A 25,942-nucleotide genomic window follows, 5' to 3' on the forward strand; every position below is an offset into this window, starting at 1 on the left:
TCTTATTCAACGACAATTTTTACTTTAGTACCATCAGGGAACGGTTTTAAGGCATTTGCTATTGAAGAGCCCGCACCTCGGTTATCACTTGGATCAATGTACCGCACACTTGCACCTTTCCCCCCCTCTCTGAACATCGCCATTGGGAACTCATCTCGGTCATATCCTTTTAAGGTAGGGATTCCTTTAAGCGATTCAGCTCTGTTTATGCTGGCAGATGCTCTATCGATAGTGAATATATCGCGTTTATCACTGAAAATAACATCTTTAATATGACCGAATGTTTGCTTGTATTCTTTATGAGTAAGTACCAGCACGATATCGTGAGTAACGCCATCTCCCTCACGGACACTACATCCTTTCCAACCCATAGGATCTACCCAACCTATAGGGTCTGTCACGTAAGTATAATTATTCAATCCACCCGCTAACCCTATCGGGTCCAACTGGGTGTAACGCCCGCCGCACGGGTCATAGTACCGGAAAGTGTTATAGTGCAGACCGGTTTCGCGGTCAAGGTACTGCCCCTGGAAGCGCAGGTTCTGCGGCACATCCCAGTCAATGCCGGTGCGTTCCCGTGTGGTGCGTCCCCAGGCGGAAAACACCCCCTGCCAGACAGTGTCACCGCAATTATTTGTCACGCGGTCTGGCAACCCATTGATCTCGGTGTGATACCAGTAAACCTCAGCGTGCTGCTGATAACTGTCGACGCGCGCTATCGGTTCGTAGCTGTTTTCCGCATAGACATATTGCACCGCGGCCTCGGGTTTGCTGTCGCTGTGTTCACCCACCATCTGCATGCCGGACCACGCGTAATGCGTGCATTCCGGCTTCACAGCATGACGCCGCCACACCTGCTTGCCGATACGGCGGCCCAGCGCATCGTACTGATATTGCGCACGGGTGTATTCGGCATCCCCCTCAATCAACACCTCACAAATGCGGTGTTCATCGTCGTAATGAAAGCGCTGCACAATGCCGCGCTGGCTATCATGCCGCTCGCTCATACGACCAAAACCATCGTACTCCCAGCGGATGCCCTCCAGACGTTTCAGCAGGTTATCCCACACCGGATGCAGATCTTCGCTGGTGCGGTTATCCGCCGCGTCATACCAGAAACGTTCCTCGCCGCCCGGCTGAATGCTGCGCGTCATTCTGCCTGCGGCATCATAGCCCCATAATGACTGGCTATATTTTTCTGCCGGGCTGGAAGGTGCGCCATCGGTGACAATCTGGCGAATGATTTGGTCAGCGCGATCCCACTGATAACGCCGCTCCGACACCAGCCGCTGGCGCAAATTATCCACGCTGCGACGCTGGGTAATGCGCCCGGCAATGTCGTACTGCGTCTCCAGTTCCAGTTCACCCTGGGTGCGATGCGTTTCGCGATGCAGACGGTCACGCTGATAGCCCGCCAGCGCATGCGTCCGCCCACCTAACGTTAACTGCATCTCCAGCAGATGGCCGGTACCGTAGCGCAGGTACTGCATCTCACGTCCGTCGGGGTACACAGAAGCGCTCAGGTTGCCCAGCGCATCATACTGGTGGCGATATTCGCCAGAATGATTCTGTTCACTGACCAGCCGACCCAACGGGTCGCGTTGGAATACCATCACTTCCGCGCCAGTCGGTTCACACTCGTTGATGATGGCCTGGCGCCATGCATCGTATGAGAAGCAGTGGATCTCGATGCTCAGAGCATGGTAGCGATACTCGGTGCGGTGCTGCGGCGTTTCGCGCGCCGCCATCCTGCCCAGAACATCGTATTCATAATTCACCACCGTTGGTGCCAGTTGACTGTCGCGCACAGGGTGACGGATCAACGTCTCCACCTGCTGCACGCCGTTGTACTGGTATTCGGTTTTACGTCCGGCGTAGTCCTGCTGCTGCGTGAGCAGTCCGGCTGGCGTGTAGTCAAAATGCCACTGCTGTCGGTTGCCGTTGGTCAGTGTCACCAACCGTCCGGCTCGGTTGAAGTCATAGCGAGTCACCTGTCCGGCGGGATCAACCGCCTCAATCACCTGGCCGCGCGCATTGAGCGTTACCCTGCGTTCCAGCATGCCATCAATATTCTGACCGCATAGCAACCCGGCCTGGTTGTACTTAAACAGCGTTTCCCGCCCGTCGGCGCGCACATAGGTATGCAGGCGTCCCGCTGCGCTCCACTGGTAGCGATCGGTGTTACCCAGTGCATCGGTGGTGCTGATCAATTTTCCACAGGCATCGTACTGCCGCTGGCTTTGATAGCCCGAGCAATCCTCTTCACGGATCAACTGCCCGCGCATGTCCCACCAGAATTGATGGCTGTTTTCCAGCGCATCGATACGTCGCGTCAGATCGCCCTGTTCATTCCATTCAAAACGGGTAACGCCGCCTGCGGGATCGGTCAACGCGACCACATCGCCCGCCAGATTGTAGTCGTATTGCCACAATGCGCCGTCCGGCAGTACCTCCTTGAGCGGCAGCGCGTACAGCGGATGCCAGGTGGTGATGCGGGTGCGATCCAGTGGGTCGCGCTCCATCGTCATATTGCCGCGTTCATCCCAGGCGTATTCCCAGCGTGCACCACCTGGCTGCGTCATCGCCAGAAGTTGCTCGCTGTTCGCCGCCCAGTCGAACAACCAGTCTCCACCGTGTGGGTCGGTCCAGGCGATGATACGGCTGAGGGCGTCCCAGTGGTGCTCGCTGCTAACACCTTCATCATTGCTGACACGCGCAAAGCGCTGCTGCTCATCTGTCTCAATGCGCCAGCTCTCCAGCACCTCATCCCGTTCGTCGCATACCTGATACGCATGGACGCGCCAGTGCCGTGAGTTATGAGCAGGCCGCCACTGATACCGGATCGTTAGCCCGGTCGCATAGCTGTGCCATGCCATCATATCGCTCGCCTGATCCCAGCCGTAGCGACGAGTGACGATAGCGTCGGCGTCCGTCACGGTCGTCAGTTGCCCCTGGTCGTTATAACCGTAGGTAACCAGCAGATGACGTGCCCCTGCCGCAATCTGGTAAACCGCGCTCAGACGCCCGGAATGCGTGCCATATTCCAGTTCCACATCCAGCGCGTCGTTATCGCTGGAGATACGAACCAGTTTGCCTTCATCATTCCAGCTAAAATGCTGTACGTTTTCGTGGCGGTCATAGAGACGATGGATGCGCCACTCGCCCGGTCGCGTTGGATCTGGCTCAAACAACTGATGCTCACCTTCGCTGGTCTGCATCACCATCGCGCCATTCGGGCTGCAAAACAGCTTCAGCCCCTCCTGCTGGAAATCAATCACATCGCCAGGGTTGACCTCCCCCATGCCCAGCTCGCGTCCGGTCATGTCCTGGTAGATCAGTTGATTATCCGGCAAGCGCCAGAGGCGAACTTCAAACGGCAGCATCCAGCCAGTACCGAGCATACCGGTAGCCAGATTGCGGCTGTGGTAGATACGCTGCCAGTAGAGCGGCATACGATCCGGCAGGACAAAATCGAGATCCTCTTCGCGTGCGAGGATTTTGGCCCCGGTGGCGATATTTACCGGGTGTAAGGTCTGGACAGCGGCTTCCATGCCAATGTTGCCGAAAATCGGGCAGATCGCTTCTTTTGCCAGATCGCGCAAAATCAAGCGGCTGAAGCCAAAGCGGTATAATTCCGGCAGGATACCCACCAGCGCACCGCCGATCAGGTTCCCCGCCATGTACGCCCAGATATTTTTACCGCTGTGGATGTCACGAACCGTAATGGTATCGCCACCGATGCGCACCCGCGGATTTTCACTCAGTTTGATTTCCGCTTCGCAGGTACTTTTGTGTCCGTTACGTGCGGCGGGTTGATTGTTGATCAGTACCTTTTTCGAACCCTGCGCAATAAAATTGCTACTGGTGACCATATGACCTTTGGTACAGGCCACGGTATCGAGCGGCAGCGGAGTCGCATACGGACTGGCGCTCTCCACCACTGGCTGCATCAGGCTGGTCCAGACGTTTTTACCCCAATCCTTAACATCATCCAGTGAGAGATGACTGGCGCGCTCGGCTACCGCCATCAGCGCGGCACCGGGGTTAAGCGCGGTCTTCATTGCCGCCGCCACGCCGGTCAGCGCCAGCATGCCTACCGCCGCCCAATCGATGCCGTTGTCAGCCGCCGCTGGCGCATTAAGATAATCTCGCGACACGCTACCCGCCGCGCGCGCCGCCAGCTTCCCTTTGATATGGACGTTGCCGGATCCGCTGACAATAAACGCATCCGGCGGTCCGGGGTCAATAAGGCTGTCGACCAGTGACGCCGCCGAATTGCCGATCGTCTCCAGGCCGCCACTGAACACCAGCGTAGCTATTGCTACGCCACCCAGCAGCGCGCCAACGCCGGTTCCGGCGGCGATCACGATGCCAGCGACAATCGCGCCTTCCACCAGGCCGCCGACAAAATCCGCCAGCGCCGAACTGTGCACCAGCGGATCGCCGATACGCGCCGCGAGATAATCTGTCATCCTCAGCCTCCCGGTTGCAGACCAGCTTTGATCGCGGTCCAGAAGGCATCTGCATCCGCATCAAACGGCTGCATCCGGCTGAGGGTAAACGCCAGCAAATGGTCATTCACTCGTGCCACGGCGAGCTTTTCATACACCATCACATGTTGATTTTCGAAGCGCAGTGCCACCTCACGCGCCGGTAAACCGGCAACGTCGCTGTCCACCACCGGCCCCAACATCACCTTTTTCATATTGCGTTTGATTTTGCCCAGTTGCTGGCTGAGGTATTGCTCCTCATCCCCCACCGGGATATCCCACGCACGGGTGATCACCAGGGTCGCATCGGCGAACTTCAACACATTGATGCTGTGATCCTGGACTGCGCCAGGCAGGTTAAGTACCCCTTCAGAGAGGGCAAAAGGGACGGTTTTCATGCGTTATCTTTTCCTTGATTAAATGCCGCTTTGACGGCGTCCTGGATTTGCGCCGGGGTTGGCTCTACGGCGGGCAGTGCGCCGGGTTGCTTCAGGTTGAGATCCAGCGTTCCGCCGGTGTTGATCTGGCCAGTGCCGGACGCATCAATATTAAAATTCACGCATTGCAACGTGACCTGGCCGTTAGCCCCTAATTCCAGCACCGACTGGCCCGCCACCAGGCGGATGCCGCTGTCGGAAGCCTGCACAATTGCCCCCTGGACACGCTGAATAAAACCGCCCCCCACCAGCTGGGAGTGGGCCAGTTGCGTCGCCTCCGTGTGGCTACCGGACACCGTGCCGTTGTAGTCCTGGGTGACACTGACGGTACGCGAACCGCCAACGCTGTGGGTCTCGTCGTTTTTGACGTTGGTATCCATGTTCTTCTGTGCCTGGATCCACAGTTGCTCTTCGCCCGCTTTATCCTCAAAACGCAGCGCATTGGCGGTGTCTGACGTGCCATCTTTCGAGCGACTGAGAAACCCCATCTGCGTCGCCGCCGCGGGCAGCGCCCAGGGTGGCATACTCGCCTCGTTATACACGCGGCCAATGATCAGCGGGCGATCCGGGTCACCATTGATAAAATCCACCACCACTTCATCGCCGACACGCGGGATCTGCACCCCACCAAAGCCCTGGCCGGCCCAGGCACTGGAGACACGCACCCAGCACGAACTGGTGTCGTCGCCTTTTGCCAGTCGGTCCCAGTGAAACTTCACCTTCACCCGGCCATAGCGGTCGGTCCAGATCGACTCCCCCTGTGGCCCCACCACTTTCGCGGTCTGCGGGCCATGCGTTTTCGGCCACGGCGTTCTGGGGGGCGCACGATAGGTGATCGTGGTGGGCAGCACGGTAAAAGTGATGTTGTGCGAGGCGGTGACATCGCCGCTGGCATAGCTGTTTTCCTCAAAGCGATATTCCGCACTGGTGGTCAGATACTCACCGTTGTCGCTGAAATGTGGCGCATTGAGCAGCTCAAAGGTGTAACCAGGCGCAATGCCGGTCGCCGTACCGGTACCGCTGACGCTGTGATGCTCCACTTCCCACACTTCCTGGCGGATGCGGGTATAGAAATCGCCGTGGCTGTGATCAACAAAATGGCCCGGCCAGTCGTACACATCCACCGTACCCGGCGTGGGCGCGACCGGATTCTGCCGCGCCTGCAACATCCAGGCATTCGGTTTGCGGAAATCGTAATCGTCGGTGCTGTACATCCCCGGCGTGACGCTCTCTGCCAGCGACCACTGGCTGATCCCCTCTTCCGTTACGCTGCCACCGGAAACGGCAACGTGGTAGGGAATGGTGGCGTAGCCGCTAAACGGCTGATGCTGATCGGCCGCATCGCACAACACCAGCGTATGTTTATCGGACTCGTGGCGGAACCAATAGTAGATCCCCTCCAGCTCCATCAGACGGTTGATAAAATCGAAGCTGCTTTCCTGGTACTGCACGCAGTACTCCCACACCCGATAGCTGCTGGCGAGCTTTGACTCGACGTTGACGTTGTACTCCTTCAACAACGTCTGCACGATCTGCGGCACCGTCTGGCTCTGGAAAATACGCAGGTTGCGGTCACGCTTCATCGGCCACAGATCCGGCTCGACGGTCAGGGCATAAACCGCATAGCGCGTGCCGTTCAGCTCCTCGCTGCGTACCGCTACGCGGGTGATCTTGCCGTTGATATAGCGTGGCGTAAGCAGATTCTGGATCGGCAACGTAAAAGTAACCGCTTTACCCAACAGGGCATGACGATCGATGCGCGCATCGGTCGACAGCAGATCCGCCTGAAGGGTGAATGATTCTGACAGGGCTTCACGCCCGCTGAGTTTCCAGAACAGCAGGCCCTCCGTGGGCAGCTGGACGGTGATGCGTGAGAACATAAATGGAGTCCCGTGACTGGTTTACGGCCCAAAGCCGTATTAAACAAAAAAGAGGTAACGGGTATCGCTACAGATAAAAACGGATTATTCAGTGAAAATCTCAGGCAGCCAGTTCAGAGGTTGCCAGCCAGATATTTAAGCAGCTGTAAAAATGAAATAAAAAATTGATATGACAGCAATGCAATGACTTAATGATTTTTCTTATTCACCTTTGCAAGTCCACTAAATATTCAGCCGTAATAAAAATAGGTCATCGTGCCGCTTAAAAGATAAATACTACAGGTAAGTCGGTGAGAGTTTAAAAAGATCCTCTGCTATCGTACTAATACGCTTCTCTTCCGCCAGTCTGGCACGCCATTCCTGATGAATGCCCGAATAGCCATATAATGCGCCAGCAATCTGACCCGCCGTTGCCGCAACGCTATCGGCGTCATCCGCCAGATTAGCGGCAAGCAGAATGGCATCACGAAAATTGTCGGTGTGCCAAACGGACCACATTGCAGCCTCAAGCGTATCAATAACATAACCAGTGGAGCGAACTTGCTGGCGCGTTTTCATTTTATATTCTCCTGCATTAATCAGGGCTGTTCGCGCATTGAAAGGGCAAAGATGTGGCGACATAGCCTGCTGTTTGTTCGCCCCATTCAGCAACTTGTGTAACACCAGTCCCAGCAAACGACTGCTATCCAATGATTCTGGCGCACCATGGGTCGCACGCCCTTGTTGCTCCGCATCGTAAAGTGTATGGAGGAGCGAATGACGCTGGAAAATCGCCGCTGGAGAAAGGCGGATAATAGCTGCATTGCCTGCAGTTTCTGGATCTGTATTCCCAAACCAGTTAGGCCCATGACTGATATATTGTTCGAGGGCATAACGGGTTGCCATGCCGATATCGAAACACACGCCAGTTACACTGTTTACACCGTATCGATACCAATTCACCATACGATTGCGGAAATCGGTCAAATCCAGCTGTTGTTTAGCAAGATAAGTTTCGGCAAGGCAAAGAGCCATTGTGGTGTCATCAGTCCATTCTCCCGCTCTAAGCGCGAAAGGCCCACCGCCGACCATATCTGTGATATTACGCTGATCTCGTGGCAGAAACTCCAGCGTAGTCCCGACGGCATCCGCTACCGCCAGGCCAACAAATGCACCTTTGGCACGATCCAGCAGAAGACTATCTTCCAGAGTAGTGGGATTAGACTGAAGCCATTCTGGTATAGCTTTTCTACCCTCTAACCAATCAGAATAATTTAACTGAAAATTTTCCAGGCTAATATTATTTGCAAGGTATTCTTGAGGGAAATGATTGGCATAATTAGTACGAACGTGAATTCCGATTTCAGAGATAGAACTGCGGAGATCGAACATTATCTATTTACCTTTAATTAAAATCGAAAGACACTCAGTTAATTAAATGATTACCCTATCTGATGCGAACCAAGTCAAAATATCAGTTCTGTGGTTTGGTCACCGCAACAGTTTGTCCCAATTTTTGCTTACTCCCTCCAGACTGCACGCCCTTCCACATCGGTTAAACGTTCCGGCATTCCGTTGGCGGCACAGTGGAACCAGAATATCTCCGGGCCGGTTACGCCATCATAGCGATAATGCCAGCACACCTCACCGTTGTCCTTTTCATTCCTTACCCAAAAAAATAAAACAGCTCATCAAATTTTTCCTTATCCTCTTTATTAAAAGGCTTTATTTTATTTTTATTTATTATTTCAAACACTCCTCTTACTGCGACTCTTTTTGGAGGAGAAGCAATCACCTTCTCAACCTCATCAATTAAAGCATTATCTGAAAGATACTCCTTGGCCAGTTCCAGAAGAATCTCATTACCTTCATTAATATTCACATCAACCCTCTATCAATCAATAATATCTACTTGATCGAAATTGACTATCCGATTATCTGCATTTAGCTGAACCGCACCACCCTTACCATATTGTGGATAGGCTTCTGCAAATGGTTCAAGCCTTGGTGCTTCTCTATCACCAGCCCAATAAGGAACCCTAACTTGAGGTTTACCATTTTCATAAAGCTGCAAAGTATCAAACGTACCTCTTAATCTTGCATCACTCCATTCTGGAGCTATTTGAAATGCATTCTTCGCCTCGGCCGAAGTCGAATATTTCTCGAAACCAATGTATGACGCAGGCGCAGATTTACTCTCAATTGTTTTTAAAGCCCATTTGTTGACCTGACCATCATCATCAAGATATCTCATATAACGATAAGCAGTTGAGGGCATCGTCGCACTTGGTCCATCTGGCCCGACATAAAAATCAGGTTTACACCTATTCAGCCCCAGCGGGTCTATCCAGCTGAACGCATTCGGCGCATACGCATACAGATTCAGCCCACCCGCCAGCCCTATCGGGTCCTGCTGCGTAAACCGCCCGCTGTCCGGGTCATAATACCGAAAAAGATTGTAGTGTAACCCGGTCTCCCGGTCCAGGTACTGGCCCTGCATTCTCAGATTCTGTGCAAAGCCCGGTGTGCGTTGGTTCGATTCTCGCAGCAGTTTGCCCCAGGCGCTGTTGACTCCGTCCCAGACTGCACGCCCTTCCACATCGGTTAAACGTTCCGGCATTCCGTTGGCGGCACAGTGGAACCAGAATATCTCCGGGCCGGTTACGCCATCAATACGTGCCAGAGGTTCATAGCTGCCGCTGTCTCTGTAGACATACGTCAGGGGTACCTCGTCCTGCACTTCCTGGAGCAGACGAAAACCTTCCCAGACGAAACGGGTTGTTACGGCACGCCCCGAGGGTCTGCCCTGCATCAGTGGCTGACTGGTTTTGCTGATGCGTCGGCCCAGCGGGTCATAGCGAAAACTCACCCGTGTGCGTGGTTTATTGCGATCGCGCGGTTCACTCAGGACTTCGCTCAGGCGGTGCTCGCCATCATAGCGATACTGCCAGCGCACCTCGCCGTTGTCCTTTTCTGTGGTGCGGCCATGTACGTCATACTGCCAGCGGATGCCCTTTAATTGCGTCACCCGATTATGGGATACCCGGCCTGCGTGGCGTTCCAGTGGGTTTCCGGCAGCATCCCATTGCCACTGCGCATTACCTGGCTGTACGCCTTCCTGTGACAACAGGCGGCCCGTACTGTCGTAATGCCACAGCGTCTGGCTGAAGGGATTCTCATCACGTTCTTCACGGATCAGGTTATTGCGATAGTCAAAATCGCGACGGCGTGACCAGCAGCGAGGGGCCGGGCGTTGCGCATCGCCGTTAAACACCTCTTTTCGAATCAGACGTCCCAGACGATCATATTCACTGCGCGTCGTCAGATGGCCCTGGCTGCGACTCAGTTCCCGGTGCAACGCGTCACGCGTAAACTCGCTGACCGTAATATTGTCCAGCGCGATGCTCAGCAGATGCCCGCTACCGTAGTAAAGCTGTTTCAGCTGGCGTCCATCCGGCAACGTCAGTGCAGTACAGTTGCCCAGCGCGTCATAATCCCAGGCCAGTTTACCCTGCTCCCCCTGCTCGGCGATGACCCTGCCAAGCGCATCGTAGCGGAAGGTAATTTCCTGTTCCGGTTCAGGGCGCCACGCGCTATCCGATAACGGCAGATGCCGGGCGATGTTTGCCAGTTGCCCTGCTGAGGTATAGCGATAGCGGGTCTGTCCTTCCGGCGTGGTCCGTGCCAGCAGTTGCCCGGCGGCGCTCCAGGTGAAACGATGCGTGATAGCCTCGGGATGTCCCGCAGCAAAAGTACGTGATATGGCCCGACCAGTGGCATCCCATGCATAATGGGTCGCCACACCGTCCAGTCCGGTCTCTGCCAGCAACAGAGAATCCGCACCCCAGGAAAATTGGTAGCGCTCGCCATTCTCGTTAGTCAGCGCCGTCATGCGGCCCCGACTGTCCCAGCTACGCTGGATTTCTTCACCCTGGGAATTTCGGGCTGAAATCAGACGTCCACAATGGTCATAACGGAACTCACTGCGGGAACCATCGGCCGATTCCTGCGCCACAGGTAAACCCGCTTCGTTCCAGAACAGACGTTCTTCCCAGCCCTCAGCCCGCTCCAGTCGCAGTGGGCGACCTGCTGCGTCAAATTCATAGTGCGTCTCTTCGCCGTCGGGGGTGGTAACACCTTTCAGCCAACCCAGAGGATGGTAACGATAATGGGTGGTCTGGCCGGAACAATCCGTTTCACGAATCACCTGTCCGGCATCGTTGTAATCACGACGATAGTGGTTGCCTGCACTGTCCTGTTGGTCAGTGACAAGACCATACTCGTCACGCTGATAGCGGGTGGTCTGGCCCTGTGCATCCACCACCCGTTCCAGACCGTGATGAACATCATAGTAATATCGCGTTGTCGCCCCGCCAGGTTCGGTGACGACTGTCGGCAGCGCGCGGTGCGTCAGCCACTGCACTGCCTGTACAGCGCCATCCGCGTCTTGCTCTTCAACCCGGTTACCTGAATCGTCGTAGCGAAAATTCACGGCGTTACCGAGCGGATCAACACGCCGCGTCAGTAACTCATCCTCGTTCCATTCATAGCGCCATTTTTCACCGCGCTCATCGATATAACAGGTGATCAGCCCTTGCGCATTCCAGTGATGTTCACGCTGCTGCCCGTCATAGGTAGCGACGCGCGTCACCCCAGCCGCCAGATCGTATTCCATCCGACAACCATCGCCACTACTGGTGCGGTTCTCCACTACACGCCAGTGATCCTGTTTTTCCCAGCGGTACTCGCTTTCCAGACCACCCGCCAGTTGATGCCAAATCATCAGATGTTCGTTGTTGTAGCGGAAAGCTCGGGTGGCGATATCTGCCGCATCAGTGACGCTGGCAAGCTGGCCGTTTTCGTCAAACGCCCAGCGCATTAACAGCCAGTGTTGGTCACCGTCGAACTGGCTGGCTGATGTTACGCGTTGTGGATGACGAGCATCGTCATAATGCAGGGTGACATCAATCGCCAGTGGTTCATCATGAATCCTCACCAGACGGCCATGCGCATCCCATCCCATCTCCAGCATGTTGCCGTATTCATCACTCAGCGAGGCCAGTCGCAACAACTGTGGATTTGCCGCCGTCGGTTTATAAAGCCGCCATACCGCACCATCATCATCAGCAATAGCAACATCCCCCTGCTGATTACGGCGTACGATCAGCCCTTCGCTGACGCTGTACAACACCTCTTTATCGCCCGGCAAGGCGAAGCGAAGTTCACGTCCACTGTCGTCGAACCAGGTCGCCTCTTTGTCTTCCAGTTGCAGATAACTGTCAAACACGGTAGCCCAACCCAGGCCAAACAGACCAGCACGCCGGGTCAGGCTGTTGTAACTGCGCTGCCAGCGCAGTGGGAAACGTCCGGGCAGGACGAAGTCACGTTCGGCTTCATCATTTAATACCTTGACACCCGTGGCGGCATGAACCGGATGCGAAGACGAGAACACCGCGTTGATGGCCATATCCGCCAGCATACCGCCGCCCGCCATGGCCAGCGCACAGGGCATATTCTTCAGGATCTGACCCGGGCGGCCCCGGATCAGTGACAGGCCAATCATCGCCAGAGCTAATCCCGGCTGTATGCCACTTTTAATATCGCGAACCGTCAGGGTATCGCCACCAATGATGACGTCAGGGGAAACCTCATCCGTGATAGTCGCTTCGCAGGTGGTGCGATCTTTGGCTCGAACCGCAGGCTGGCCATTAATGAACACGCTTTTCGACCCTTCAGCCAGATATTGCGGACCACTGTGTTTTTCACACACCACTTTGTCCTGTTCCAGCGGTGACGTACCTGCCGCTGCGGAGGCCACTGAAGGTTGCCACATGGCACTGCCAAACTGCCCGGCCATTGACAGCAGCATTCCGGCATAGTCGGCAAAACTATCAGGAGACTGAGGTTCCAGGGGTGGCGTATCACTGGATGTCAACATACCTGCAGCACGCGCCGCATACAGACCATTGATAATGACATCTTCCGACCCCGTACTGATTACACCTGCCGGAGACGGAGGAAAGAGAAAGTTACCAATACCATCGGCGGCAGCAGAAATATCATCGGTGATGCCGGCAGCGTTTGCGGCAGCACCGGCGACTATTCCGCTCATCAGACAACTGCTGCCAAGTGCGGTTAATGCGCCTATACCCAGCAAAGGTCCGGCAACCGTGGCTACGCCAGCAACAATAGCCCCCATGGCGGCATAAGTGACACCTTCCGCGACAATGCTGGTGATATCGGCAAAAATGCTGGAGTGAATGATCTCATCGCCCTGCCGGGCAGCACGATTATCCATGAGTTATCTGTTCCCTGGGTTTTGCAGTGACAGACTCTGTTTGAAGGTATTCCAGCGCGCATTGTCTTCTTCAGTGAAAGCGCGCAGAGCAGAAAGGGTAAAAACCATCAGAATGCTGGAGTCTGGCACTGCCGTCGCAAGTTGTTTTTGCCATAACGCCTGGCCATTGCGTTCGAACGCGGTTTCCAGTTCGATGGCGTGCATTGCATCTTCTTTTCCGGTAGTAATCCGGGAGAGTGCACTCTGTTGGATATTCCCCATCTGGGGGCGCAATGTGTCCCATTGACGTTGAAACTCCTGTTCAACGTCACTACCCGTCGGAATGGGGCCACGGCTGACAATCAGCGCGAGGCCGCTTGCTTCGTCACGCAGAATATTCATTGTGGTGTCCTGCCACGCAGCAGGAAACAGGGAAAACGATCCCTCGTTGAATTGATAGTCCATAAAGGTATTCCGTATGGGGAGTTGACTCAGATGTTATTACTTAGAGGGTATTCTCAGTTGAAAATGAAATTACCTATTCTGATGCCATCAGAAAATGACATCTGAAAATTATAATTTACCGGACAAAGGCCACACAAGGATAATAGTGAGACCTCTATTGCCTGGGAGATACTAACAGAAGCATTAGTTACTGATCTTATCGTAGTCCGGTGCGATCCCCTTCCCTGTTTCCTGCAATCTGTTTTTTTCAACCCAACCCGTAACCTGATCGCCATCCTTAGTTAAATACATTACGCTGTAAAATCCCTGGTATTCAACATATGCATAAAGAGAATCACCAGGAATAACAAAAGTTCCCTTGTCCAGACATTGTACATCCGGAGCAGAATAAAACTGAAGACGCCCTTTTCCGTTTACTTTATAGACATTGTCAGTATTGTCAAAACGTACACCCTTAGCACTGGCATTTTTATCAAGGTTCTGACAGAACTCATTCGCTGAAACGACTAATGGTAGAAAACAAAGCGCTGTGCACAGAATCCTAATCATATAAGCCCTCTCCCTTTCATCACAGAAATCAGACTTTTAGCATAATTAGGATCAGTTGCATAGCCTTTTTCCTGTAGTCCTTTAGCCCATTCGACGGGATCGGAAGTATTAAATAAACTGCTATAGCGTTGATTATTTATCAGGAAATTAGCATGTTGCTGAATGCTTTCATCGACGGAAGGATAGCTTGCAAATTTAGCCAGGACAGACACTCGCTTGCCATTCAAGTTTTCGTGCGTCCATGACTCGACATAATCAGATGAACCATGCGCCTTCACGCCAAACAGATTATTACTGACTTTATTATTATTCACATCTGTTGGCACACTCTTTCCCCAGTTTGACTCTAATATAGCCTGGGCCGTAGTGATTTCAGCTGGAATACCTGTTTTCTTTTCGCTAACTTTTGCTGCCGTATAGACTTTATCGAAGAATGCCTTTTTTTCTGGTGATAATGGACGCACCTTTCCTAAGTGTTTCTCCCCCTTTGCGGATCCCTCACCTTTCTTTTTTGCTGGAAACAGCTTAGTCACCGCCTCCGTGATGTTCTTCTTGTGGCTGGAACCTGGTGCTGTCGTTCCGGGTTTTGCGCCAGAAGTATTCAGATTGAGTTTATGGCCCGAGGTTGTGATATTCCCATCACCTTCCACAAAAATATTAAAACCCTTCCCGACAATATTGATTTGTCCATTGGCGTTAAGTTCGATGGCACTTTCTCCACATTCCAGCCGCAGCCGGGTACCAGAACCCAAAACATACGTCTCCGCTGCTGCGTCGCTCTTTCCTTTTCCGGTCAGCAGTTCCTCACCGCCTTTCACGCCGTGAACACGATTGGTCTCCACCCGATACAGTTCATTCACCCCGACATAATGACTGTGATTATTAACAACCGTATGCGTCGCATCATTCTTAACATGGGTATCCATGTTCTTCTGTGCCTGGATCCACAGCTGCTCTTCGCCCGCTTTATCCTCAAAACGCAGCGCATTGGCGGTGTCTGACGTGCCATCTTTCGAGCGACTGAGAAACCCCATCTGCGTCGCCGCCGCGGGCAGCGCCCAGGGTGGCATACTCGCCTCGTTATACACGCGGCCAATGATCAGCGGGCGATCCGGGTCACCATTGATAAAATCCACCACCACTTCATCGCCGACACGCGGGATCTGCACCCCACCAAAGCCCTGACCGGCCCAGGCACTGGAGACTCGCACCCAGCACGAACTGGTGTCGTCACCTTTTGCCAGTCGGTCCCAGTGGAATTTCACCTTCACCCGGCCATAGCGGTCGGTCCAGATCGATTCACCTTTTGGCCCCACCACTTTCGCGGTCTGCGGGCCATGCGTTTTCGGCCACGGCGTTCTGGGGGGCGCACGATAGGTGATCGTGGTGGGTAACACGGTAAAGGTGATGTTGTGCGAGGCGGTGACATCACCGCTGGCATAGCTGTTTTCCTCGAAGCGATATTCCGCACTGGTGGTCAGATACTCACCGTTGTCGCTGAAATGTGGCGCATTGAGCAGCTCAAAGGTGTAACCGGGCGCAATGCCGGTCGCCGTACCGGTACCACTGACGCTGTGATGCTCCACTTCCCACCCTTCCTGGCGGATGCGGGTATAGAAATCGCCGTGGCTGTGATCAACAAAATGGCCCGGCCAGTCGTACACATCCACCGTACCCGGCGTGGGCGCGACCGGATTCTGCCGCGCCTGCAACATCCAGGCATTCGGTTTGCGGAAATCGTAATCGTCGGTGCTGTACATCCCCGGCGTGACGCTCTCTGCCAGCGACCACTGGCTGATCCCCTCTTCCGTTACGCTGCCACCGGAAACGGCAACGTGGTAGGGAATGGTGGCGTAGCCGCTAAACGACTGATGCTGATCGGCCGCATCGCACAACACCAGCGTATGTTTATCGGACTCATGGCGGAACCAATAGTAGATCCCCTCCAGCTCCATCAGACGGTTGATAAAATCGAAGCTGCTTTCCTGGTACTGCACGCAGTACTCCCACACCCGATAGCTGCTGGCGAGCTTTGACTCGACATTGACGTTGTACTCCTTCAACAACGTCTGCACGATCTGCGGCACCGTCTGGCTCTGGAAAATACGCAGGTTACGATCACGCTTCATCGGCCACAGGTCCGGCTCAACGGTCAGCGCATAAACCGCATAGCGCGTGCCGTTCAGCTCCTCGCTGCGTACCGCTACGCGGGTGATCTTGCCGTTGATATAGCGTGGCGTAAGCAGATTCTGGGTCGGCAACGTAAAAGTAACCGCTTTACCCAACAGGGCATGACGATCGATGCGCGCATCGGTCGACAGCAGATCCGCCTGAAGGGTGAATGATTCTGACAGGGCTTCACGCCCGCTGAGTTTCCAGAACAGCAGGCCCTCCGTGGGCAGCTGGACGGTGATGCGTGAGAACATAAGTAAATCCCGGAAATAATTAACTGTGAGGATCGAGCAACCAGACACCTTCCGCGCCAATGGTGAGCGTTTGAGCGCGTGCACCGTTATGGCCGCTGATGGCGAAGGTGTAATGTCCCGGTGCCAGTTGCAGTGCCGCAAAGCCATTCGCTGCGGGGACCAGCGCCTGTGGCTTGCCATTCACCTGCACCTGCTCACCCGGTTGCAGGCGAATGTAAACCTGAGCCACCGGTGCCGCAGGAGGGGCCGGTTCCGGCTCACGCTGAGCCGTCTGGACAGGTGCCGGAGCAACCGGTTTTTCTGCCGGAACCGGTGCCGGTGCCGGTGACACAGGCGCAGCAACAGGCGTGTTGTTCGCCTGCACCGGAGCATCTTCACTGCCCCCGGCCATGATTAAACCTACGCCCAGCCCCACCAGCACACCCGCAGCGACCAGGCCTGGCAGCGCGAAGCGGTGTTGCATCAAACGTTTAACCGGTGAAACCGCAACGTCTTCTTCCACCGCCTCCACCGGCACCAGCATGGTGCCCGGACCGCTGATTTTTGCCGCGAGCACCGGCTCGGCTTCCCGCTCCGGCAGCGCCATTAACTCGGCAAATGCGTCAATGCTTTGCGGGCGATCTTCTGCCTTCAGCGCCAGCGCGCTGTCGACCGCTTTCAGCAACGCCGGGGAGTAGCCCGCCGGACGACGTTGCGCCAGTGGCTGATAGTTGTCTTCGATACTGCGAACCACGCTGACCGGCGGCGGTGCGCCGGTGATCAACGTATGCAGCACGGCACCCAGGGCATAGATATCGGTCCACGCGCCCTGCTCGCTTTCATCGTTATCGCTGTACTGTTCAATCGGCGCAAAGCCGGGACGCAGCATGGTTTCGCTTTCATCGGACAGGTTGCCGATGGTTTTCCGTGCCGAGCCAAAATCGAGCAGCACCGGCTCCCCGTTGCTCTGGATCTGGATATTGTCCAGTGAGATATCGCGGTGCAGATAACCCGCCTCGTGAATGGTTTTAATCGCCCCAAGCAACGGCGGTAACAGGCGGCGAATCCAGGCTTCGTCAATCTGCTGCGGATTGCGCGCACGCAGCGTTGACAGCGTGGTGCCGCTGTAAAACGCCGTCCCCATGTAGGCGGTGTCGTTCTGCACCCAAAAGCGCAGGACATGTAACAGGTTGGGATGATTAAAGCGCGCCAGCAGGCGAGCTTCCTGAATAAAACTGTTCAACCCGGCATGGAAGGTTTTGCTAAAACGTTCGCTGCGTAGCACCAGGTTTAACCCTTCGCTGCGCACCGCCAGCGAGGCAGGCATAAACTCTTTGATGGCGATATCGCGCTCCAGCTGATGATCCCAGGCGCGATAGACAATGCCAAAGCCGCCACCGCCGATGACTTCTTTGATCTCGAACTCATTAAACCGGTAACCCAGGGGCAATGCGTTGGGGACATTGAGGTGATTATCGTGTTCCGACATAGACGAAAACTCTCTGATAACGAACGGCTTTAGACAGCAAACTGGCAAACAAACTCGCCCTGCTCGGCTCTTACCTGTACCCGGCGATAACGTTCATCGCGGGCATGGGCGCTGAGCAGCATCTGACTCATTTGCGGCAACAGGGTATTGGTGAGAATGGCATCGACCATACGGCCGCCGGATTCCACCTCGGTGCAACGCTGCACGATCTGGCTGACCACGGCATCGTCGATGTCTGCCGCGATACCGTGGTTCTCCTCCAGACGGCGCACGATGCGTGCCAGTTGTAACCGGACGATTTGCGCCAGCATCGCATCGCTTAATGGGTAGTACGGCACCACCAGCAGGCGTCCGAGCAGCGCCGGAGGGAATACCTCCAGTAGTGGCTTGCGCAGTGCGGTGCTGAGTGCATCCGGCTCCGGCAGCAGTTCGGGATCGGCGCACAGCGCGCTGATCAACTGCGTACCGACATTGGAAGTCAGGATGATAATGGTGTTACGGAAATCGATATGGCGTCCTTCGCCATCTTCCATCCAGCCTTTGTCGAACACCTGGAAGAACAACTCATGCACATCCGGGTGAGCTTTCTCGATTTCATCCAGCAGCACCACGCTGTATGGCCGACGCCGCACCGCTTCGGTTAGCACGCCACCTTCACCATAGCCAACATAGCCGGGCGGTGCGCCCTTTAGCGTCGAGACGGTGTGCGCTTCCTGGAATTCGCTCATGTTGATGGTGATGATGTTCTGCTCGCCGCCATACAACGACTCGGCCAGCGCCAACGCAGTTTCGGTTTTCCCTACGCCAGAAGGGCCGCACAACATAAATACGCCAACCGGTTTATTGGGGTTGTCCAGCCGCGCGCGTGAGGTGCGAACCCGTTTCGCAATCAGATCCAGCCCATGACGCTGACCAATGACCCGTTGGTTCAGGGTGTCGGCCAGATTCAGCACTGCATCGATTTCGTTCTTCACCATGCGCCCCAGCGGGATGCCGGTCCAGTCGGCGACCACGGCAGCGACCACGCTGGCATCCACCGCGGCAAACAGCAGCGGTTCTTCGCCTTGCAGGTCATGTAACTGCTGCCGGGTGGCGTCCAGCTCACTGCGCAGCGCAGTATCATCTTCACTGACGCAACGTGCGCGCAACGCGATAAGTTGATCCACCAGCGCCCGCTCCTGCTGCCAGCGCGCTGTCAGCGCATCACGCGTGGCGCACAGTGCAGCCTGCTGCCGGGCAATCTCCTGCTGGCGATCAGGTGCTCCCAGCCCGACTTTGGCCTCGCGCCCGGCGATTTCTGCTTCAATGTCGAGCGCCGCCAGACGATGTAAACAATCTTCCAGCGCCGCAGGTTGCGCCCCCTGGCTGACCGCCACCCGCGCACAGGCGGTATCGAGCAGCGCGACCGCTTTATCCGGTAACTGCCGCGCCGGAATGTAACGATGCGACAGTTTGACTGCGGCGCTGACCGCTTCATCCAGCAGCAACACCTGATGATGTTTTTCCAGCGCACTGACGGTGCTGCGCAGCATCTGAATGGCTTTGGCCTCATCCGGCTCATGCACCTGCACCGTCTGGAAACGGCGCGTCAGTGCCGGATCCTTCTCAATGTATTTTTTATATTCCGCCCAGGTGGTGGCACCGATGGTACGCAACTGACCACGAGCCAGTGCCGGTTTCAGCAGGTTCGCCGCGTCGCCGGTTCCCTGCTGCCCACCGGCACCAATCAGGGTGTGGATTTCATCCACAAACAACACAACAGGAGTGGGACTGGATTGCACTTCGTTGATCAACGCTTGCAGGCGCGCTTCAAACTCGCCCTTCATCCCGGCCCCGGCCTGCAACATGCCGATATCCAGCAGCCAGAGTTGCACATCGCGCAGTGGCGCAGGCACATCACCGGCGGCAATGCGCAGCGCCAGCCCTTCCACCACCGCCGTCTTGCCGACACCAGCTTCGCCGGTCAGCAAGGGGTTGTTCTGGCGGCGACGCATCAGGATATCCACCATCTGGCGGATCTCTTCATCGCGTCCCGTCACCGGATCGATACGGCCATCACGCGCACGCGCGGTAAGGTCCTGTGCGTATTGCGCCAGGGTGCTGCTGCCTGCTGCTGTCGGAGCGGCGGCGACATCCGGCTGCGTCAGCGCCTGCTGCGCCTCTTTGCTGTGACCGAGTAAAGTCTCGAATTGATCCAGCAGGACATCGACGTTAATGCGTGAAAACTGAGATGAAATACCTTTCAGCACGCTGGTAAGGCTGTAGGTCTTGAGCATGCCGATTAACAGGTGGCCGCCGCGAATACGGCTGGCCGCATATTTGAGCGAGGCATACACCCAGGCGCGCTCCACGGCGCTGTCGATGTGTTCGGCGAGATCGGAGACGGCACTTGCGCCGCGTGGCAGGCGGTCAAGCGCCGCCACGATATCCCGCGTCAGCGCGTTTTCATCCAGTGAAAAATGACTGATCACCTGCTGTAAGTCACCGTCCTGCTGCTGCATCAGTTGATGCAGCCAGTGCACCAACTCGACATAGGGGTTGCCGCGCAGCTTGCAAAAGGCGGTGGCGCTTTCCAGCGAGGTAAATAACAGCGTGTCCAGTTTACCGAATAACACGGCTCGGCTGATTTCTGACATATCGAATCTCTGTAATAGAAGAAGCAGGCTATGTGACAGGAAAAGGCGATTGGGCTACCGTGCGGTAGCCTCAACTTCAAAAACGAAATCTTCACGATCGACAGGCTGTGCCGGTTGCCCCAGCCAACTGGTGTAACCCAACCGGGCATTGCCCCCCAGGGTCGTGCCCTTGACCTCGTCAGCGGCGAGGATCAGGCTGAGATCCCACTGCATTTCAATGCCGAGGTAGTGCCGTACCCAGTCGCGAACTTCACAGGCCCCACGCGCATCGGGCAGGAAGTGCGCGTACTGCTCTGCCGTGAGGGGACCCAGCCGCAGGCGGAAACGGTGCTGCACATCGCGCACCGCCACACCGAGAAACGCGGACTCGCCCAAACGCGGCATATGTCGTCCGGCCGCCAGACGTGCCTGATCGCGGCTATCCAGCGTCAGCCACTGTGGCTGGTTCTGCTCCAGCCTGACCGGGACGCCAAAGTAAAGGCGCAGAATCCGCACCAGCCCTTCGGCATCGTGCCCATGCCGGCTGAGGTGCCCCACCAGCATCAGGCGCGCATGCAGGCTGAGCGAGCTGGCCTGTTGCTGTGCCGGAAAACCAATCCCGGCCAGACAGGCCAGATAGTCCTGAAAACGTTGGTCGTCGCCGCGATCGAGAGAAGCCGTCGGCTGCGCATCCGCCCAGGCGCGATAAAACAGCAAGGTGGCACGATGATGAAACAGGTCGGCAAACGCCGCCAGACTGTGATCCTGATGGTGGTCGATACGTTCACGCACATACTCGGTCAGATGCGTAGGCAGTGGACCATTTGGACCGAACAGGCCAAAACTGTAGATAGAGATAGCATGACGGCCATCCGTCTCACGCTCACGCACCCCGGCGAGGGTCGCGGGTGCGAAGGTCAGGAAAGGTTTTTGCCCGATGCGCACCGTTTCGAACTTCGGTAGCGGTGCACGTCCCAGCGCATAACGCTGGCCGCTCTGCGCATTGATCCGACGCAGCAGCTGGAACAGATCGTAGCGCCACGGTGCCGCCATCACCGCTGACCAGAAATCATCTGGCAAACGGCTGGCACGCGACAACGGGATAATTTGCGCGCCCTCACTCATAACAACGCCTTCTGGCCCATACGTGGCGGCCAGTAACCGACTTCGCCGCGTTGCTGGCTGCTGAGGGTGAGTTCGGTAAAGCTGTTCAACGCCACCAGCCGCGCGAAGACACGTTCCAGTACGCTACCGAACAGCCACGGACTGGCCCCGGAGAACACCTGTTCATCCACTTCCAGCGCAATGCTGACCCCACGCGCAAACACTACCGGCCCCGGTTCCGGCACTCGGCGATGTACCGCGCTGAGCTGGCAATGGCGAATACCTTCGATCTGGCGCGCCACTGGCGCTTCCGCCAGGTTGGCGTACAAGCTCAGTAGCTGGCGTAAGGCGCTGGCCCCCTCACCATCGGCGCTGTCCATCAGGCTGAGGTAGTTCATTTGCAGATGGCTGATCAGCCGCCAGGAGGATAATCCTTCCGCCAGCGCCGGACGCGGCGGCGTCGGCCCTTTACACAATGTCAGTTGGCTCACTGGGATCGAATCCGGCATCACGAAATTACCCTGCTCCTGTTGCAGCAACATCAACGGCAAATCGCGGCTGGTACACATCACCTCGGCGGAGAGGTAACGCATCTCGTCACGCCACGGCGTGTGGTGTTCGTCCACCAGCGAGAGAAACACTTCGGAGCCGATATAACCGGTCCGGGTGCCGTAGCGTTGCGCATGTTCCGACAGGGTGCGCTGCTCACGGCGCAGGGAAAAATAGGCACCGTAGTCACCCTGATCCGGGCTGAAGGTGCTCCAGAAGGGGCGAAACACCTGCTCCTCGCGCTGCCCTGCCACGGTAGCAAACAGACGTTGCACCGAATGCACTTCGTAATCCAGCGGGCGGATATTATCCACCACCAGATGGTATTCATGCTGGCTGTCGCTGACTTTCAGCCGTTCTGCCATTTTCGGAAACAGGTTAATCACCGGGGTGCAGTGCAGCGCCAGATGACTGCGATCGACCACGCTTTCCAGATCCGCATCGGCTTTATCCAGCAGGATAATGATGTCAAACGCGGTGGCTTTGTCACAGCGCGGCAGGAACGTGGCCAGCTGATGCAGACTGATAAACTGGAAGCGGGCAGGAAAGGCAAAATACTCCTGCAACAAACGGTAGCCATCGAAGTTACGCAGATCATCCGGCAGCAGCGCCTGCTCCGGTGCAAAGCCTTGTTGTTGCAGCGCGTTATCGCTCAGCACCTGACGTTGCGGTTGCGGTTCCACCGATTGCAGCACCATGCCTACACGGTGCTGCATCAGCAACTCCAGTAACTTCAGCGCCTGAATATCCGGCCCGCTGAGGTAGAGCATCAACTCATCCAGCGTCAGTTGGCTGAGCGAGGCCACCCCTTCACACTCAATGCGGATACGCAACGCGCTGGCCGCTCCCAGACCGCTCAACTTCAGCTCACCGAGTGGGATATCGCCAGGTACGCCACCCAGCGCCACATCGCTGATGCGCAGCGGATGCAGCATCACGTCATGTGCCGTGGTGTAACTACAGGTGACGCCCGATTTTTTCAGGCTCTGGCTCTCCATCATGGTGCCACGCGGCACCAGAAAACCGTTGCTGATGTCCCCTTTGCGGCTATCTGGCGTCAGTTGCGCTATCGCCATCGAGGGTGTCGGCGCTAAATAACCCGGCGCGATCATCTCCAGCAGTCGTTGTGAAAAGCGCGGAAACTCGGCATCCATTTTCAATTGCACGCGCGAGGTAAGAAACGCAAAGCCTTCCATCAGTCGCTCAACGTAGGGATCGGCGATATCAATGCCGCGCATCCCCAGCCGTCCTGCCACTTTGGGATAACGTTCGGCAAACTCTGCGCCCATCTCACGCAGATAAGCCAGTTCGCGGTTGTAGTAGTCGAGTAGTTTGCTGTCCATGATTACCCCGCATCCTGTAATTCGAAATGACCATTCTCCAGATCAACCTCGGTGCGAAACAGAAACTCCAGCGGATAGGGTACGCACCACAGACGCCCTTTGATCTCAATCGACAACACGTTGTGCAGGTCAAGCGCGGTCAGATCGCTGACGCAACGCACCTGCAAGCCCTGCGGCAGAATGCGCGGTTCAAAATGCAAAATGGCGTTGGTCATTTTGCGCTGGATGTCCTGCCATTCGATATCTGACATATTTTGTCCAGCCAGCGGTGCCACACCGAAATTCCACACCGAACGTTGTACCTCGCCATACGGGCTGAGATCCTGCTGTGCTTCGTTGTTGATGGTGTTAAACAGCCACTGCAAATCGCGCAGTACATGGCGACGCAGGGTGCTGTGGGTGATCAGCACGCTATTACCCGGCTCGCTACGTTTGTCCGGTGCATCGTCCGTCAGACGATCCAGCAGCGAGGATTGCAACTTGTCGCGTGAGGTCAGCGTGTCGCGATTTTTACGCGCACGATACCCCCCATGCAGTTGGGCGTAGCCGTCATCACGACTCATGATCTGGCCCGATGTCGTTAAAGGTCAGGCGCTGAAGGGCCAGCAGCGAGAATTCCGCGTTGTCGCTCAACCAGACTTTCTGACCCAGGCCAATAAACTGGCTGTCATTGTGGCCCAGCGGCTGCCATTCGGTAACACTGCCACGCAGCCAACGTTCTTCGGCCTGTACCGGTAAGGGATAGCGCAGCGGAATCTGACACACCTGTTCGCTGCCATCTACCAGTTGGATCAACGTATGACGCCACACCAAATCCGTGACGCTGGCCGGTGGCTGGAACTGCATTTCACGGATGGCGGCAAACGGCACCCAGTAATAACGCCCATTGACGATAGCCTCACACACCGGACCGAAACGGCTGTCGCCATCCATCAGCCATGAAAATTCCACCTGCTGATCCTGCTGCTCCAGAGTGCCGGGATTGGCCTGCGCATCGTCCAGCGCCTGTTGCCGCAACTCGGCACCGCGTGCCGCGTCACCCGTGACTTCGGCCTGCAACGCCGCCAGCAGGGTTTCGCACCACGGCCAGGCACTGCCCGGCAACTGCGGCTGCGCTTCACCGCGCAACACCGCTGCACGCTGCTGTTCCCCGGCAATCGCCTGCTGGAGCAAGGTGATGGTCGGCTGCGCCTGGGGGGTGAGCGCCAGCCAGGATGGCAACTGCGTCTGCGCGCGTCCCCAGTTACCCGCCAGACACAGCAGTTGGACAAAAGCGGCGCGCAGATCGGCATCGGCTGGATTGGCCTGGATTTGCGCCGTAATCTGCGCCAGATTATCCGCCAGTGATGCAGTTGCCAGACGTTGTTGTAACGACTCCATGCAAACTCCTTTTGCGTTAGTTAAGGGTGCGGTAAGCGGCAGCAGCCGGATCTTGCAGCTCCGGGTGCAGCTGCTCCACCAGCTCGACTTTCAGCGGCGCGGCACTGTGTAACCAGGGCGACCAGACTTTGCGTACTTCCTGTAAACGGGCGCGCAGCGCGCTTTCATCAGCGGCTTCGCTGGCGGGCATCTGCACCACCACCTGCTCCGGTGCCTGCCAGCCGTTAAACTGTGCGCTGAATGGCAGCACCAACCAGCTTTCCGGCGATTTCTGATTCGCCAGCACCATACGTTCACGGTTTACGGTGGTAATGGTCAGCTCGCTGGCGGGTTGCCCGCTACTTAATCCGGCAATCGGAAAGCCCTGTACAAAAGTGACGTCTACCGACTTTGGCGCACCGCTACCCATCTGCGTCAGGGTGCTGTGGCCGCTTAACCAGCCATCCTGACCGCATACCAGCCCCTGCTTCGACGGTACAAAGATGGCGCTGGATTGCGCCGGTTGCTGCCACCAGGTACGGAAGTGGCACCCATCCAGCAGGCTAAATTGCTGCCAGGGGGTGGTGTCGGCGGGTGGCGAACTGATCGCCGGGGCCGCAGGTGCCGGGACGGCCGCTTGTGGTGGCGGCGTGACAACCGATTGCCAGTTTTGCTCCCGCTCAGCATTCCCTTCGGCCAGCGCATTGCCATCCGCATCCTGCAATTGCCAGTGCAGCTGTTGCAGCGCTTTACACTGCGACGCCATCAACCCGGCAACACGCGGCAGAAAGCTATCCAGCACCGTGGCACTTTTTTCCCCTTTGGTGACAATGCGCAGGTTCACACTCTTCTGACACCAGCTCGCCAGTTGGTTATCTTTTACGTCATCAATCCACACATCCAGTTTCTGTGTCGGGGACTGCACAATGCGGTAGTTCTCGGCCATAGCCTGCGTACTCAGCAGCAACGCCGCCAGTCCCAGTAATCCATATTTCATGTTG

At 56.2% G+C, this 25,942-nt stretch carries 16 protein-coding genes and 1 pseudogene; all 17 read right to left on the reverse strand.

Annotation, left to right across the window (positions count from 1 at the left end; translation table 11 throughout):
• Positions 1-2 precede the first annotated feature (2 nt).
• Entirely contained in the window at positions 3-4,472 is a 4,470-nt protein-coding gene (locus tag AC6I8R_RS13120) for an RHS repeat-associated core domain-containing protein (RefSeq protein ID WP_497832434.1), read from the reverse strand.
• Between the two features lie 2 nt (positions 4,473-4,474).
• Positions 4,475-4,888, reverse strand: coding sequence for a DcrB-related protein (locus tag AC6I8R_RS13125; protein WP_415173498.1), 414 nt, complete (start codon positions 4,886-4,888; stop codon positions 4,475-4,477).
• The gene (locus tag AC6I8R_RS13130; protein WP_497832435.1) at positions 4,885-6,807 is read right to left on the reverse strand and encodes a type VI secretion system Vgr family protein; all 1,923 of its coding nucleotides are present in this window, start codon (positions 6,805-6,807) and stop codon (positions 4,885-4,887) included. Before AC6I8R_RS13130 ends, AC6I8R_RS13125 begins: the two co-directional genes overlap by 4 nt.
• Positions 6,808-7,083: 276 nt before the next feature.
• A complete protein-coding gene (tri1, locus tag AC6I8R_RS13135) occupies positions 7,084-8,181 on the reverse strand; it encodes an ADP-ribosylarginine hydrolase Tri1 (RefSeq protein WP_497832762.1) in 1,098 nt (365 codons plus the stop codon).
• Between the two features lie 99 nt (positions 8,182-8,280).
• Positions 8,281-8,414: pseudogene (locus AC6I8R_RS13140) on the reverse strand (RHS domain-containing protein); the annotation flags it as partial.
• Between the two features lie 38 nt (positions 8,415-8,452).
• Positions 8,453-8,668 (reverse strand): hypothetical protein, encoded by a 216-nt coding sequence (locus tag AC6I8R_RS13145; RefSeq protein ID WP_497829187.1) that lies wholly within the window; start codon positions 8,666-8,668, stop codon positions 8,453-8,455.
• 12 nt (positions 8,669-8,680) lie between these two features.
• Positions 8,681-13,084, reverse strand: coding sequence for an RHS repeat-associated core domain-containing protein (locus tag AC6I8R_RS13150; RefSeq protein WP_497832436.1), 4,404 nt, complete (start codon positions 13,082-13,084; stop codon positions 8,681-8,683).
• A 3-nt stretch (positions 13,085-13,087) separates the two neighbouring features.
• A complete protein-coding gene (locus AC6I8R_RS13155) occupies positions 13,088-13,528 on the reverse strand; it encodes a DcrB-related protein (RefSeq protein ID WP_497832437.1) in 441 nt (146 codons plus the stop codon).
• A 183-nt stretch (positions 13,529-13,711) separates the two neighbouring features.
• The gene (locus AC6I8R_RS13160) at positions 13,712-14,077 is read right to left on the reverse strand and encodes a hypothetical protein (protein WP_497829190.1); all 366 of its coding nucleotides are present in this window, start codon (positions 14,075-14,077) and stop codon (positions 13,712-13,714) included.
• Positions 14,074-16,503, reverse strand: coding sequence for a type VI secretion system tip protein TssI/VgrG (gene tssI / locus AC6I8R_RS13165; RefSeq protein WP_497832438.1), 2,430 nt, complete (start codon positions 16,501-16,503; stop codon positions 14,074-14,076). Before tssI ends, AC6I8R_RS13160 begins: the two co-directional genes overlap by 4 nt.
• Positions 16,504-16,522: 19 nt before the next feature.
• The gene (locus AC6I8R_RS13170) at positions 16,523-17,971 is read right to left on the reverse strand and encodes a serine/threonine protein kinase (RefSeq protein WP_497832439.1); all 1,449 of its coding nucleotides are present in this window, start codon (positions 17,969-17,971) and stop codon (positions 16,523-16,525) included.
• A gap of 29 nt (positions 17,972-18,000) precedes the next feature.
• Positions 18,001-20,607, reverse strand: a complete 2,607-nt coding sequence (gene tssH / locus AC6I8R_RS13175) for a type VI secretion system ATPase TssH (RefSeq protein WP_497832440.1) — start codon at positions 20,605-20,607, stop codon at positions 18,001-18,003.
• Positions 20,608-20,661: 54 nt separating this feature from the next.
• Positions 20,662-21,711 (reverse strand): type VI secretion system baseplate subunit TssG, encoded by a 1,050-nt coding sequence (tssG, locus tag AC6I8R_RS13180; RefSeq protein WP_415173494.1) that lies wholly within the window; start codon positions 21,709-21,711, stop codon positions 20,662-20,664.
• A complete protein-coding gene (tssF, locus tag AC6I8R_RS13185) occupies positions 21,708-23,582 on the reverse strand; it encodes a type VI secretion system baseplate subunit TssF (protein ID WP_021182758.1) in 1,875 nt (624 codons plus the stop codon). The genes tssG and tssF overlap by 4 nt, the downstream gene beginning before the upstream one ends.
• A gap of 2 nt (positions 23,583-23,584) precedes the next feature.
• On the reverse strand, positions 23,585-24,145 hold the full coding sequence (gene tssE / locus AC6I8R_RS13190) for a type VI secretion system baseplate subunit TssE (RefSeq protein ID WP_021182757.1): 561 nt from the start codon (positions 24,143-24,145) through the stop codon (positions 23,585-23,587).
• Complete coding sequence (locus AC6I8R_RS13195; RefSeq protein ID WP_497832441.1) at positions 24,135-24,962, reverse strand: type VI secretion system accessory protein TagJ; 828 nt, start codon at positions 24,960-24,962, stop codon at positions 24,135-24,137. The genes tssE and AC6I8R_RS13195 overlap by 11 nt, the downstream gene beginning before the upstream one ends.
• Before the next feature lie 16 nt (positions 24,963-24,978).
• Positions 24,979-25,938, reverse strand: coding sequence for a hypothetical protein (locus AC6I8R_RS13200; protein WP_415173492.1), 960 nt, complete (start codon positions 25,936-25,938; stop codon positions 24,979-24,981).
• Positions 25,939-25,942: the final 4 nt, after the last annotated feature.

Source organism: Pantoea sp. X-Soil-OKNW-713, from assembly GCF_059730685.1.

Coding starts and splice junctions, on each gene's coding strand:
- AC6I8R_RS13120 (WP_497832434.1), bottom strand. CDS start 4,472: ATGACAGATTATCTCGCGGCGCGTATCGGCGATCCGCTGGTGCACAGT.
- AC6I8R_RS13125 (WP_415173498.1), bottom strand. CDS start 4,888: ATGAAAACCGTCCCTTTTGCCCTCTCTGAAGGGGTACTTAACCTGCCT.
- AC6I8R_RS13130 (WP_497832435.1), bottom strand. CDS start 6,807: ATGTTCTCACGCATCACCGTCCAGCTGCCCACGGAGGGCCTGCTGTTC.
- AC6I8R_RS13150 (WP_497832436.1), bottom strand. CDS start 13,084: ATGGATAATCGTGCTGCCCGGCAGGGCGATGAGATCATTCACTCCAGC.
- AC6I8R_RS13155 (WP_497832437.1), bottom strand. CDS start 13,528: ATGGACTATCAATTCAACGAGGGATCGTTTTCCCTGTTTCCTGCTGCG.
- AC6I8R_RS13160 (WP_497829190.1), bottom strand. CDS start 14,077: ATGATTAGGATTCTGTGCACAGCGCTTTGTTTTCTACCATTAGTCGTT.
- tssI (WP_497832438.1), bottom strand. CDS start 16,503: ATGTTCTCACGCATCACCGTCCAGCTGCCCACGGAGGGCCTGCTGTTC.
- AC6I8R_RS13170 (WP_497832439.1), bottom strand. CDS start 17,971: ATGTCGGAACACGATAATCACCTCAATGTCCCCAACGCATTGCCCCTG.
- tssH (WP_497832440.1), bottom strand. CDS start 20,607: ATGTCAGAAATCAGCCGAGCCGTGTTATTCGGTAAACTGGACACGCTG.
- tssG (WP_415173494.1), bottom strand. CDS start 21,711: ATGAGTGAGGGCGCGCAAATTATCCCGTTGTCGCGTGCCAGCCGTTTG.
- tssF (WP_021182758.1), bottom strand. CDS start 23,582: ATGGACAGCAAACTACTCGACTACTACAACCGCGAACTGGCTTATCTG.
- tssE (WP_021182757.1), bottom strand. CDS start 24,145: ATGAGTCGTGATGACGGCTACGCCCAACTGCATGGGGGGTATCGTGCG.
- AC6I8R_RS13195 (WP_497832441.1), bottom strand. CDS start 24,962: ATGGAGTCGTTACAACAACGTCTGGCAACTGCATCACTGGCGGATAAT.
- AC6I8R_RS13200 (WP_415173492.1), bottom strand. CDS start 25,938: ATGAAATATGGATTACTGGGACTGGCGGCGTTGCTGCTGAGTACGCAG.